The organism is Nonomuraea sediminis (genome assembly GCF_018531495.1).
Lineage (GTDB): Bacteria > Actinomycetota > Actinomycetes > Streptosporangiales > Streptosporangiaceae > Nonomuraea > Nonomuraea sediminis.
On the sequence record NZ_JAHDTI010000006.1, the window covers coordinates 260,050 to 272,244 of the forward strand.

A 12,195-nucleotide genomic window follows, 5' to 3' on the forward strand; every position below is an offset into this window, starting at 1 on the left:
GAGCTGGCAGCGTGGAACTCATGACCGACGTTGTGATCACCGGTGCCGGCGCGATGACCCCGCTGGGGCACGACGCCGCCACCACCTGGGCGGGGCTGCTGGCAGGACGTTCCGGCGTGGTCGCCCTGGAGGAGGACTGGGCCGCGGCCATGCCCTCGCGCATCGCGGGCCGCCTCACCGCCGACCCGGCCGAGCTGCTCGGCAGGCCCACGGCCAGGCGGCTCGACCGCTGCGAGCAGGTCGCGATCCTGGCCGCCCGCGAGGCCTGGGCTGACGCGGGCAGCCCGCAGACCGACCCGGAACGGCTGGCCGTGGCCATCGGCACCGGCACCGGCGGCGCGGTCACCATGCTGGAGCAGGACGACGTGCTCGAGCGCTCGGGGGTGCGCCGCGTCTCGCCACACACGCTGCCCATGCTGATGCCCAACGGCCCCGCCGCCTGGGTCAGCATCGAACTCGACGCGCGGGCCGCCGCGCACGCCCCGGTCAGCGCCTGCGCGGCCGGCTCCGAGGCGATCGCCGCGGGCCTGGACCTCATCAGGTACGGCAGGGCCGACGTGGTCGTGGCCGGCGGCGCCGAGGCCTGCCTGCACCCGCTCACCATGGCCGCCTTCGCCCAGGCCCAGGCGCTGTCGCGGCGCAACGACGAGCCCGAGCGGGCCAGCCGCCCCTTCGACGCCGACCGCGACGGCTTCGTGTTCGCCGAGGGCGCCGCGGTGCTGGTCCTGGAGCGGGCCGAGCACGCCGCGGCCAGGGGCGCGCGGGTCCTGGCCCGCCTGGCGGGCGCGGGCGTCACCGCCAACGCGCGCCACATCACGGCCTCCGACCAGGACGGCCAGCGCCGCGCCATGGAGCAGGCCCTGCGTACGGCGGGCCTGTCCGGCCACGAGATCGGCCACGTCCAGGCGCACGCCACCTCCACCCCGGGCGGCGACCCCATCGAGGCGGCCGCGATCGCCGAGGCCGTCGGCTCGCACGCGCCGGTCACCGCGATCAAGTCGGCCACCGGCCACCTGTGCGGCGCCTCGGGCGCGCTGGCCACCGTGGTGGCGGCCCTGGCGATGCGCGACGGCCTCATCCCCGCCACGCGCAACCTCGACCGGCTCGACCCGGCGGTCGAGCTCGACGTGGTCACCGGCAGGCCGCGCGCCTGGCGGCCCGCCCCGGCGCTGGTCAACGCGTTCGGCTTCGGCGGGCACAACGTCGCGCTCGCGCTGACTCCCGCCTAGAGGTCGAGCACCTCCCGCTCGACGTGGTCCAGCGCCAGCCGTACCCCTCCCAGGGCGACGCTCTTGTCGCCGAAGGTGGACATGACGACGGCCGGGGCGCTCAGGCACAGGTCCGTGAGATGGCGGCGGAGCGGCCCGAGCAGCACGTCGCCCGCCTGGGAGTAGCCGCCGCCGATCACCAGCAGATCCGGGTCGATGGCCAGCACCAGCGCCGACGCGCCGATCGCCAGGTTCTCGGCGAAGCGGTCGACAGCGGCCAGGGCCTCGTCCTCGCCCGCCCGGGCGGCGGCGAAGATCTCGGTGGCGGGACGCTCGCTGACCAGCTCGGCAGCGGCGAGCTCCCAGCCGACCTGGCGCAGCGCGCCGATCTCGCCGGCCGCGCCAGTGCGGCCGGGGTGCAGCCGCCCGCCGATCAGGATCCCGGCGCCCGCGCGGTGCCCGACCAGCACGTAGACCACGTCGGAGGCGTGCTGGGCACTGCCCCGCCAGTGCTCGGCCAGCGCGGCCAGGTTGGCGTCGTTGGCGGCCAGCCCCGTGCAGTCGAACCAGCGGCCCGCCAAGCCCGCAAGGTCCACCCCCGTCCACCCGGGCAGCACGAGCGACAGCGTCACCCGCCCCGACCGGTCCACGATGCCGGACGTGCCCACGCACACCGCCCACACGCTCGTGCGCGAAACCCCGGCCCCGTCCACGCAGGCCCAGGCCGTACGGCGGGCCGCCTCGAGCCGTTCGGCCGCCTCGGCGCCCTCGGAGACCGCCGTGCGCTCCCAGGCGATGACCTCGCCGTTCAGGTCGGCCAGGGCGACGAGGATCTTGTTGGCGCCCACGTCGACGCCGAGCACGTGACCCGCGTCGGCCCTGAACCCGAACCGGCGTGCGGGGCGTCCCATCACGCCCTCGTCGGGCGGCACCTCCCTGACCCAGCCGCGCTCGCCCAGCTCGTCGAGCACCGCCTCGACGGTCTGCCGCGACAGCCCGGTGAGCCTTCCGAGCTGGGTCAGCGTGGCCAGGCCCTCGCCACGCAGCGCCCCAAGGGTGGCCCTGGTGTTGACCCGGCGCAGCAGCGAGGCGTCAGTCACTTACCCGACCTACTTTCATAACTCCCCTATTGACGCCTATCTGCCAGGATCCTAGCATCGGCCGACATACGTGAATTGGTTACATATATGGAGGCTTTGCATGGTCACTCTGGCCGTCGTCGGCGCCGGTTCACGGGGGACCGCCTACGCCAGACACGCCGTCGAGCACGGCGGAGCCGAGGTGGTGGCGGTGGCCGACCCGCTGGAGACCCGCCGGACCCGCTTCCCAGGGGCGGCCAGGTACCCCGACTGGCGCGCGCTGGCCGCGCTCCCCCGGCAGGCCGACGCGGTGATCATCGCCACGCTCGACCGCGACCACGTGGAGCCCGCGGAACGCTTCGCCGAGCTGGGCTACCACATCCTGCTTGAGAAGCCGATGGCCGTCACCGAGGAGGACTGCCGCAGGATCGTGGCCGCGGCCGAGCGGTCAGGATCGGTGTTCGCGGTCTGCCACGTGCTGCGCTACATGCCCTACACCAAAGCGCTCAGGGCGCTGCTCGACGAGGGCCGGGTGGGCGAGATCGTCAGCATCCAGCACCTGGAGCCGGTGGGCTGGTGGCACCAGGCCCACTCCTACGTGCGCGGCAACTGGCGCAGGTCCGACGAGTCGACGTTCATGCTGCTCGCCAAGTCCTGCCACGACCTGGACTGGCTGGTCCACCTGGCCGGCAGGCCGGTGACACGGGTGTCCTCCTTCGGCGGGCTCAAGCACTTCACCGCGGCCAACCGGCCCGCCGGAGCCGCGGATCGGTGCCTGGAGTGCGCCGTGGAGGCGACGTGCCCGTACTCGGCGTCGCGCCTGTACCTGCCGCTGGCAGGGCAGGACATCTGGCCGCTCTCGGTGATCACCGACGACCTGTCGGAGGAGGGCGTCCGCCGCGCGCTGGCCACCGGCCCGTACGGCAGGTGCGTCTACGCCTGCGACAACGACGTGGTCGACCACCAGGTGGTGAACCTGGAGTTCGAGGGCGGCGCCACCGCGTCGTTCACGATGACCGCGTTCACCCCGTCCATGCACCGGCAGACCCGCGTCTTCGGCACCCACGGCTCGATCGAGGGCGACGGCGACCGCCTGACCGTCACCGACTTCGTGACCGGGGAGACCACGACCATCGACACCCGCCCGACGGGGGACGCCACGGCGGCGGGCGGGCACGGCGGCGGCGACGGGGGTCTCGTCGGCGCGTTCCTGGAAGCGATCGCCACCGGTGACCGCTCCCGCGTGCTGTCCTCGCCGAGCGAGAGCCTGCACAGCCACCTGATCGCCTTCGCCGCCGAGCAGTCCCGGCTGACCGGCACCACCGTCCCGCTGGAATGAACCCCCCGTTGACATCCTCCGGGGCGGCCAAGTTCGACACCCCGTTCGGCAGCCAGATGGCCGCCGGGGTGCTGGTCACGGTTCCGTTGGTGCTCCTGGTCCTGTTCTTCCAGCGCAGGATCGTGGCGGGGCTCACCGCGGGCGCGCTCAAGTAGGTCCGTCGCCGGGTGGGCTCGGCGTTTCCGTGGGCGACTCACCCGGGTCGGGGCCCGTCTGGCCCTCGACGCCGACGGTGATCACGACGCTCTGACCCGGGGCGCCGCAGCTGCCCGGCGCCACGCTCTGGGCGAGGACCCGGTCGACGTCGGACTGGTTGTCGACCACCTGGGCCCTGAACGACACGTCGAACCCGGCCCCGCGCAGATTGGCCTGGGCCGCCGTGCGGGTCAGGCCGACCACGCCGGGCACCCGCAGGCCGTTGCGGGCGACCACGAGCGCCACCTTGGTGCCGCCCCGCACCCTGGCGCCCGCGCCGGGCCGGGTGGCCAGCACCTGGCCGTCGGGCTGCGGCGAGCACTGCCGGGTCACGTCGCCGGCCGCGAGCCCGGCGCCGGCCAGCGCGGCCTCGGCCGCCTTGCGCCGCATCCCGGTCACCGACGGCACCTCGAGCCCGGCCGAGACCTGCAGGCTGACCGTGCTGCCGCGGACCGCGGACGTCCCCGCGGCGGGCTGGCTGCCCAGCACCTGGCCGATCTTCTCCGCGGAGTCGATCTGCGTGACGGTCCCGACGGCGAACCCGGCGCGCTTGAGCGCCTTGACCGCTTGGGAACGATCCATCCCGGTGACGCCCGGCACCGTCACTCCCGCGGGCACCTCGGGTGCCGAACTGGCCGGGGTGGTCGGGCGCGGGCGCTCCTCCTTCTGCTGCGTGGGCTTCGCCGTCGTCGGCGCGATGGTCGGGTCCACGGCCTGAACGGCAGAGGTGGTCACGGTCGTTCTGACGGCCACCTGGGGCGGCGGGGCCGAGCCGTTCCTGAGCGCGGGCACCAGGACGGTGGCCAGCACCGCGGCGCTGATCAGCAGCGCGCCGGAGACGGCCAGGCCCGCCCGGTTCGCCGCGCTCCCCGCCTTGCGCGGCGCCTCCCCCGAGTGGGTTTCCGCGCCCCGCCACCAGCCGTTCCCGTTTCCGGATCCGAGAGGGTCGCGCGGGACTCCGCGGGACGGCATCACCCGTTCGCGGGACGCCGAGGCCACGGACCCTGCCAGGTGGTAGGCGGCCGACGCTTCACCGGTGGCCTCGGGTTGCGCCATCGGCACCGGGTCCACGCGCAGGATGTGCGGCGGAGGCGAGCGCAGCACCTCCGCCGGCACGTCTTCGGTGTCCCCGAGCAGCGCCAGCAGCAGGTCCCTGCTGGTCGGCCGGTTGCGCGAATCCTTCTCCAGGCAGGCCTGGACCAGCTCGCGCAGCTGCCCGTCGAGTAACCCCAGCTCGGGCGCCGCGGTCAGGATGCGGTGCAGCACCGGCGCCACCGAGTCCTGCCCGAAGGGCGCCGAGGCGTTGGCCGCGAAGCACATCGTCGCGCCCCACGAGAACACGTCCACCGCCCCGGTCACCGCCGAGGCGGTGATCTGCTCGGGCGCCATGTAGGCGGGCGTGCCGACGCCCCGCCCGCTGACCGTGGCCGCCGCGTCGAGCGCCCTGGCCAGCCCGAAGTCGATCACCCGCGGCCCGTCGGGCCCGAGCAGCACGTTCTGCGGTTTGAAGTCTCTGTGCACGATCCCGGCCCGGTGGATGGCCGCCAGCGCGGTCGCCGTCCCGACCGCCAGCCGCTCCAGCGCGCCACCGCGCCGCGGCCCGGTCAGCGCGACCTCCCTGTGCAGCGACGGCCCGTCGACGTACTCGCTCACGATGTACGGCAGGCCGTCCTCGAACCCGGCGTCCATCACCTGCGCCGTGCAGAACCTGGCCACGTGCTTGGCCAGCTCGACCTCGCGCAGGAACGCCGCCCGCTCGTCCCCCACGGGCCCGTGCAGTAACTTGACCGCGTAGCTTTCTCCGCCCCTCATCCCGAGGAACACCACGCCCTGGCCGCCCTCGCCCAGGCGCCCGGACAGTTCGTAGTCTCCCAGTCGCTGTGGGTCCCCCGTTTTGAGCGGCTGCGTGTTTGGCACGGGGCCTCCCCTCGCCGCCACTCCCCTTGCATATCCACTGAAATCAGTGGATGGCGGAGAGTCAACGGCGCCCAGAACAATGCCACCGGACCGTGACACACCAGGTCAGGATGGGCGCGATACCGTGCCCGAGTAGGTGACATCCTTCTCACCTTGACGCGTCACCTTGATGACCGCCTGGTGCGCATCGGCCGCCGGGAGGACGCGCACGGTCCCCGGGTAGCACTGGTCGCCCGTGACCTGATCGAGCGTGAACACGAGCGCGGAGCCCGTACGGCGCAGCCGCCCCTGACAGTGGAGGTCGGCTCCCCAGCGCATGGCCGAGTCCCCGTCCTGCGCCATCCGGATCTCGACGGGGAACACGCGGTGCGCCGTGGGGTGCTCGGCCGACCCCGTCCAGGTGCCCGTGAGGCCCGGGCTCTGGGCGCCGCGCAGCCAGAGCACGAACCCGCTGACCGCCATGGCCAGGCCGATGGCGGCGACCCCGAGCTGCCACGGCCTGATCCTGCGCTTCCTGCCCGCCCCCGGAAGCGCGGCGTCGGGGGCCGTAGTGTCCTGTCCGGATTCGTCGGGGACAGTCGCCGCTTCGGTCGTGCCCGGGTTCGGGTCGCCGTGGGCGGCGCGGGCGCCGGAGGACAGGACGTCCCCGGCCGGGGAGTCCAGCAGGAGGCGGAGGACCTGCTCGGCGTCGGGGCGGTCGCCGGGGTCGGGGGCCAGGCAGGCGTCCACGATCTGGCGCAGCGGACCGCCCAGGCGGCCCAGGTCCGGCTTGCCGTACAGGATCCTGGCCAGGACCTCCTGGTAGGTGTCGGCCGTGTAGGCGTGGCGGCCGGTGGCGGTGAAGGCGACGGTGAGCGCCCAGGCGAACAGGTCGGCGGGCGGGCCGGCCGGCTCGCCCTTGATGCGCTCGGGCGCCAGGTAGGCGGGCGTGCCGATGGGGACCTTGTTGGTGCTGGCGGTCGTGTCCATCAGCCGGGAGACGCCGAAGTCGATGACGCGCGGGCCGTCCAGGCTGAGCAGGACGTTGCCGGGCTTGAAGTCGCGGTGGACCACCCCGGCCCGGTGGATGGCGCCGAGCGCGGTGGCGGTGCCGATCGCCAGGCGGTCCAGCGAGCCGCCCGACCGCGGGCCCTTGGCGATCACGTGCTCGCGCAGCGAGACGCCGTCCACGTACTCGCTGACCAGGTAGGGCCGGTCGCCGTCCAGCGAGGCGTCAAGCACCTGGGCGGTGCAGAACGGCGCCACCCTGCGCACCGCCTCGACCTCGCCCATGAAGCGGCGCCGCACCTCGGGGTCCGCCGACATGCTGGCGTGCAGCAGCTTGACGGCCACCTGCGCCCCCTGCGGCGTGTGCCCGAGGAACACCACGCCCTGACCGCCCTGGCCGAGCCGTTCGGTCAGCCGGTAGTCGCCCAGCTGTCGCGGATCATCAGGGCGCAGTGATGACATAACCCGTCATCATAGGAGTTTTGCGTATTCGTCCAGCATCGGCAGGACCGTGTCGGCGGTGCCGCTCGGCAGGGTGGCCACCACCTCCTCGATGCCGAGGCTCGCGTAGTACTCCAGCTTGTCCGGCGTGGGCCGCGAGCCGAACGGGATCACCCGCGCCATCGGCCGTTCCGCCTTCTCGCACGCCTCCCGCAGGGCCGGCAGCGCCGCCCTGATGCCCTTGCCGCCGATCGGGATCCAGCCGTCGCAGTACTCGGCGATGTGCGCGAACAGCTTCGGCCCCGCCGCGCCGCCCAGCAGGACGGGCGGGCCCGACCGCGGTTTCGGCCACGACCAGGACGGCTCGAACCCCTCGAACGACGCCTCCTCCTGCGTCCACAGGGCCCGCATGGCCAGCACGTTCCTGCGGGCCACGTCGCGGCGGGAGCCGTAGGGGACGCCGTGGTTCTCGATCTCCTCGACGTTCCAGCCGAAGCCGACGCCCACCGCGATCCGGCCGCCCGAGAGGTGGTCGAGGGTGGCGATGGCCTTGGCCGTCACGATCGGCTCGCGCTGCGCGGCCAGCAGGATGCCGGTGCCCAGCGTGATCGTCGAGGTGACGGGTACGGCCGCCGCCAGCGCGACCAGCGGGTCGAGCGTGCGCCGGTACTGCTCGGGCAGCACGTCGTCGCCGGTGGCGGGAGCGGTGCGCCGCGATACCGGGATGTGCGTGTGCTCGGGCAGGTAGATCGAGGAGAACCCGCGCTCCTCGGCCGCCCTGGCCAGGTCGTGGACGGGCATCGACAGGTCAGTGGCGAACATCGTGATCCCGAGCCGCATGCCGTACACCTCCATGTCAACCAAGCGATTGCTCGGCTACGATTTCTCTAGTAGCTTGCCGGACAGAGGAGGCATCTGTGAAGTTTTCCATCTTCCTGAATCCGCAGATTCCCGGTTCCGGATACGCGGCCGAGGAGAACGCCAGGGCCAAGCGTCCGATCGGCAGGGATACCGAGTCGTACCAGAAGCTGCTGCACGAGGTACGGGAGATCGCGGTCCACGCCGACCAGATCGGCTTCGACGCGCTGATGATGACCGAGCACCACTTCCACTCCGAGGGGATGGAGTTCTCGGTCAACCCGCTGATGGTGCTCACGGACCTCGCGGCGCGGACCGAGCGGATCCTGCTCGCCCCGCTCGGGATGGTGCTGCCCGCCTGGGACCCGATCAGGGCGGCCGAGGACGTGGCGCTGCTCGACCAGTTCTGCAAGGGCCGGCTGCGGCTGGGGGTGGCGCGCGGGTACCAGAACCGGTGGATGAACGTGCTCGGCCAGCGCTGGCACGCGGCGGCGGCGCGCTCGGACGGGTCGGCCTCGGACACGCGCAACTTCGACGTCTTCGGCGAGGTCCTGAAGATCATGAAGATGGCATGGACGTCGGAGACTCTTCGCTACAAATCCGACGTGCTGGATTATGAGGTGCCTTATCCCTATTCGGGCATCGAGGGCTGGCCGGCGGTGGAATGGACCCGGAACTTCGGTGCTCCAGGTGAACTTTCGGAGGACGGGGTGGTTCAGGCGGTCTCCGTCTGCCCCCGGCCGTACCAGAACCCCTACCCGGAGCTCTGGCAGCCCTTCACGATCTCCGACCGGTCGGTCATCAGGGCCGCGCAGGAGGACATCCTGCCGTGGATGTTCACCCCCAACCCCGACGACCACGCCGCCAAGGCCAAGCTCTACCAGGAGGAGTCGGCCAGGCAGGGCCGCCACTACAAGCTGGGCGAGCACACCGGCATCCTCAAGATCGTCGGCATCGCGGACACGACCGAGGAGGCGATCAACACCTTCGGCCGCAGCATCCCCAAGGACTTCGCCGCCTTCTTCGGCCCGTTCGGCTACCTGGAGGTGCTGCGCAAGAAGGAGGACGAGAAGCACAAGCCGATCTCCCCCGAGAAGGGCGACGCCAAGCGCATGAACGACGTCGAGATGGCCCTGTTCGGCACTCCCGACGACGTCAAGCGCGGCATCCAGCGGATGCTCGACCGGATGCCCGACCTGGAATGGTTCGGCCTGTACATGCAGGGACAGCAGGGGGTGCTGCCGCTCGACACGGTCAAGCGCAACCTCGAGCTGTTCGCCACCAAGGTCATCCCCGAGTTCGCGTCGTGAAGTTCTGGCTGGGCGCCTCGTTCACCGACACGGGCGAGTTCCTCGAACTGGCCCGTGCGGCCGAGCGCTGCGGCTTCGACACGCTCACGCTCTCCGACCACCTCTTCTACGCCGACTTCCGCACGCCGTACCCGTACTCGAAGTCCGGCAGGCCGCGCTGGGACGCCTCGACGCACTGGCCGGACGTGTGGGTCACGATCGGCGCGATGTCCGCCGTCACGACCACGCTGCGCTTCGCCCCGAACGTCTACATCGCCCCGGCCCGCGACCTTTTCACGGTGGCCAAGCAGGTCTCCACCGCCGCGGTGCTGTCCGGCGACCGGGTGACGTTCGGGGTCGGGGTGGGGTGGTGCGAGGAGGAGTTCGAGGGCACCGGGCAGGACTTCCACACGCGCGGCAAGCGCCTGGACGCGATGATCCCCCAGCTGCGGTCGCTCTGGTCCGGGTCCGAGGTGTCGCTGCCCGACCTGCCGCCGCTGTCCATCTGCCCCACCCCGTCACACCCGATCCCCGTCTACGTGGGCGGTGACAGCCCGGCGGCCCTGCGCAGGGCGACCCGGATGGGCGACGGGTGGATCGGCAACCGGATCTACACCGAGGAGCAACTGGACGAGGTGCTCGCCCACCTGCCTCGCCGCGACGGGTTCGAGATCATCGCGCCTCTCGCCGTCATGCCGGACGCGGACACCTACCGCCGCTTCGCCGACAAGGGCGTGACCGGAACCATGGCCGCCCCCTGGTGGCTGGCCACCGAGCAGGAGAAGGCCACCCACGACCCCCTGTCACTGAAGATCGCCACCATGGAACGCTTCGCGGAAGAGATCATCGCGAAGATGTAACGCCGAGCTCGGCCAGCGCCTGGGTGACGATGTCCTCCGGGGCCGCGTCGATCACGCCGATCCGCAGCAGCGCCGCGATCCCCAGGTAGCTGCTGTATCCCGCCACCACCCGGGTCCTGGCCTCCTCGGCGGGCTGGCCGAGCTCTTCCAGCATGGCCTGCATGACGTCGAGCCGCTTGCTCGTGACCCGCCGCGCCGCCTCGGCCACCACGGGGTCGTCGGCCGCGCTGATGAGCCGGAACGACACGGCCGCGTCCTGGCCGTCGCCGAAGGCCAGCTCCATGAGCTGCCGCATCCGCTCCTCCGGGTCAGCGATCCTGGCCAGCGACGCGATCACCGCGTCGGTGTTCTTCTCCCACCTGGCCAGCGCCGCCGCCACCAGGTCCTGCCGGTTGCCGAAGTGCCAGTAGAAACTGCCCTTCGACACCCCGAGCCGGGCCGCGACCGGCTCCACCGCCACGGCGGCCAGCCCACCCTCGGCCAGCGCCGCCAGCGCCGCCTCCGCCCACTCGTCCGCGCTCACCTTGCCCACTCGACAAGCCTGCCATACGGTCGCGTATAGTCGAACCATACGCAACCGTATGGAGGCATCGAGATGCTCTACAACATGCACGAACGCGTGATCAAGGCCGCTCCCGAGGAGATCTGGCCCATCCTCTGCGACATCGAGAGCCTCTGGCCCGAGGACATCGGCTCCTTCCGCCTCCCCGAGGGCCTCCACCCCGGCGCGCGGGTCCACCACAGCGGGATGCGCTACCGGGTCAAGACGGTCGAGCCCTTCAGCACGATCTGGTTCGACACGAGCCCGGACATCAGCGACGGCCACGGCTTCACCCTCACCCCGACGGCCACCGGCACCCGGGTCAGGCACGAGATCAAGGGCAGGACCAGCCTGAAGTTCACGATCGTCTGGCCCCTGCTGATCCGCCGCAAGCACGACATCGTGATCGAGCGGATCCTCGACGCCCTCGAACGCGAGGTGGCCCGTGCCCACGCTCGCTGAACGGCTCCTGCCGGTTCCCGACGCGTCCGAACGCCACTCGATCGTCGTCCACGCCACCCGCGAGCGGGTCTGGGACGCCCTCACCAACCTCAGTCCTGCCGACCTGCGCCTGGCCAAGCCGCTCTTCGCCGCCCGCAACCTGCTCAGCCGCCTGCGCAACGGGCATTACCAGCGAGACCTGCCCGACCTCGCGCCGCTGGCGGAGCAGCCGATGACCGAGCTGGTCCACGGCACGATCGGCCAATGGTGGCGGCTGGGCCGGGCTTCCAACCGCACCGTCGGCTCCGCCGAGGCGTTCGCCGCCTTCGCCGAGCCCGGATACGCCAAGGGCACGATGAGCTTCACGCTCGCCGACGCCGGGCCGGGGCGGGTCCGCCTCACCACGGAGACCCGCGTCCAAGCCACCAGCCCGGACGCCCGCCGCGCCTTCCTGCGCTACTGGGTGTTCATCCGCCCGGGCAGCGGGCTGATCCGCCACATCATCCTGAACGCCGTCAAGTCCCGCGCCGAAACACCCTGAAGCCTCTCCACCACGCCCTCTCATCCCCGGCCCCGGGCCCAATTGGTTCCCACCCCACAGCGCGCCGCTCCCCTCGTACGGCAAGCCACCGCCACCGCCACCCACCGCACTCCGGCCGGGCCCTGTCCAGGGAGACGCCACGCCAGCAGGACATGGTCGCTCACCGTTACGACCCTCCGTGACCGCGGCACCCCGGTCCCGGATCCCCGCCGCACAGGGGGCGCCGACATTCGCCGCACCACGTCCCACCGACCCGGGATCCCGGGCGCGCGTGTTCCCTGCACACCCACCACGCCCTCTCATTCCGGGCCTCCGTTCCGGATTCCCGTCCATGGGTTCCCACCCCACAACGCGCACCGACCCGGCGCCGCGAGGGCCATCCCCGGGTGCGCTCGCGTTCCCTTCCCGGGTGCGCTCGCGTTCCCTGCGTACCCACCACGCCTCGCGTGCGTGCACTGACTCACCAGGCCCCGCGGCGGGACCCGGCATCCCGGCGGGC

12 protein-coding genes are annotated in these 12,195 nt (G+C 72.2%); 7 read left to right on the plus strand and 5 right to left on the minus strand.

Going from position 1 to position 12,195, the window contains the following annotated elements:
* The first annotated feature begins 20 nt into the window (after nucleotides 1–20).
* Nucleotides 21–1,229: a beta-ketoacyl-[acyl-carrier-protein] synthase family protein gene (locus KIK09_RS28235; RefSeq protein ID WP_214322397.1), complete on the plus strand. Its 1,209-nt coding sequence runs from the start codon at nucleotides 21–23 to the stop codon at nucleotides 1,227–1,229.
* Here KIK09_RS28235 and KIK09_RS28240 read toward each other — a convergent pair.
* The gene (locus tag KIK09_RS28240; RefSeq protein ID WP_214322398.1) at nucleotides 1,226–2,308 is read right to left on the minus strand and encodes an ROK family transcriptional regulator; all 1,083 of its coding nucleotides are present in this window, start codon (nucleotides 2,306–2,308) and stop codon (nucleotides 1,226–1,228) included. The two genes, KIK09_RS28235 and KIK09_RS28240, sit on opposite strands and share 4 nt — an antisense overlap.
* 100 nt (nucleotides 2,309–2,408) lie before the next feature.
* On the opposite strand from KIK09_RS28240, the gene KIK09_RS28245 reads away from it, so the two are divergent.
* Nucleotides 2,409–3,626 (plus strand): Gfo/Idh/MocA family protein, encoded by a 1,218-nt coding sequence (locus KIK09_RS28245; RefSeq protein ID WP_214322399.1) that lies wholly within the window; start codon nucleotides 2,409–2,411, stop codon nucleotides 3,624–3,626.
* Between the two features lie 8 nt (nucleotides 3,627–3,634).
* Nucleotides 3,635–3,781: an ABC transporter permease family protein gene (locus KIK09_RS28250; RefSeq protein ID WP_214322400.1), complete on the plus strand. Its 147-nt coding sequence runs from the start codon at nucleotides 3,635–3,637 to the stop codon at nucleotides 3,779–3,781.
* Here the strand turns inward: KIK09_RS28250 and KIK09_RS28255 are convergent.
* The 3 genes from KIK09_RS28255 to KIK09_RS28265 form a co-directional block, all read right to left on the minus strand.
* Nucleotides 3,774–5,738 (minus strand): protein kinase domain-containing protein, encoded by a 1,965-nt coding sequence (locus tag KIK09_RS28255; RefSeq protein WP_214322401.1) that lies wholly within the window; start codon nucleotides 5,736–5,738, stop codon nucleotides 3,774–3,776. The two genes, KIK09_RS28250 and KIK09_RS28255, sit on opposite strands and share 8 nt — an antisense overlap.
* Nucleotides 5,739–5,843: 105 nt before the next feature.
* Entirely contained in the window at nucleotides 5,844–7,187 is a 1,344-nt protein-coding gene (locus KIK09_RS28260) for a serine/threonine-protein kinase (protein WP_214322402.1), read from the minus strand.
* A 9-nt stretch (nucleotides 7,188–7,196) separates the two neighbouring features.
* Entirely contained in the window at nucleotides 7,197–8,006 is an 810-nt protein-coding gene (locus KIK09_RS28265) for a TIGR03619 family F420-dependent LLM class oxidoreductase (RefSeq protein WP_214322403.1), read from the minus strand.
* A gap of 77 nt (nucleotides 8,007–8,083) precedes the next feature.
* On the opposite strand from KIK09_RS28265, the gene KIK09_RS28270 reads away from it, so the two are divergent.
* Together KIK09_RS28270 and KIK09_RS28275 are read left to right on the plus strand one after the other, a co-directional pair.
* Nucleotides 8,084–9,334, plus strand: a complete 1,251-nt coding sequence (locus KIK09_RS28270) for an LLM class flavin-dependent oxidoreductase (RefSeq protein WP_214322404.1) — start codon at nucleotides 8,084–8,086, stop codon at nucleotides 9,332–9,334.
* On the plus strand, nucleotides 9,331–10,173 hold the full coding sequence (locus KIK09_RS28275) for a TIGR03619 family F420-dependent LLM class oxidoreductase (RefSeq protein WP_214322405.1): 843 nt from the start codon (nucleotides 9,331–9,333) through the stop codon (nucleotides 10,171–10,173). Before KIK09_RS28270 ends, KIK09_RS28275 begins: the two co-directional genes overlap by 4 nt.
* Here the strand turns inward: KIK09_RS28275 and KIK09_RS28280 are convergent.
* Nucleotides 10,157–10,705, minus strand: coding sequence for a TetR/AcrR family transcriptional regulator (locus KIK09_RS28280; RefSeq protein ID WP_214322406.1), 549 nt, complete (start codon nucleotides 10,703–10,705; stop codon nucleotides 10,157–10,159). The two genes, KIK09_RS28275 and KIK09_RS28280, sit on opposite strands and share 17 nt — an antisense overlap.
* Before the next feature lie 63 nt (nucleotides 10,706–10,768).
* On the opposite strand from KIK09_RS28280, the gene KIK09_RS28285 reads away from it, so the two are divergent.
* Nucleotides 10,769–11,176, plus strand: a complete 408-nt coding sequence (locus KIK09_RS28285) for an SRPBCC family protein (protein WP_214322407.1) — start codon at nucleotides 10,769–10,771, stop codon at nucleotides 11,174–11,176.
* The gene (locus tag KIK09_RS28290; RefSeq protein WP_214322408.1) at nucleotides 11,160–11,696 is read left to right on the plus strand and encodes a hypothetical protein; all 537 of its coding nucleotides are present in this window, start codon (nucleotides 11,160–11,162) and stop codon (nucleotides 11,694–11,696) included. Before KIK09_RS28285 ends, KIK09_RS28290 begins: the two co-directional genes overlap by 17 nt.
* Nucleotides 11,697–12,195 lie beyond the last annotated feature (499 nt).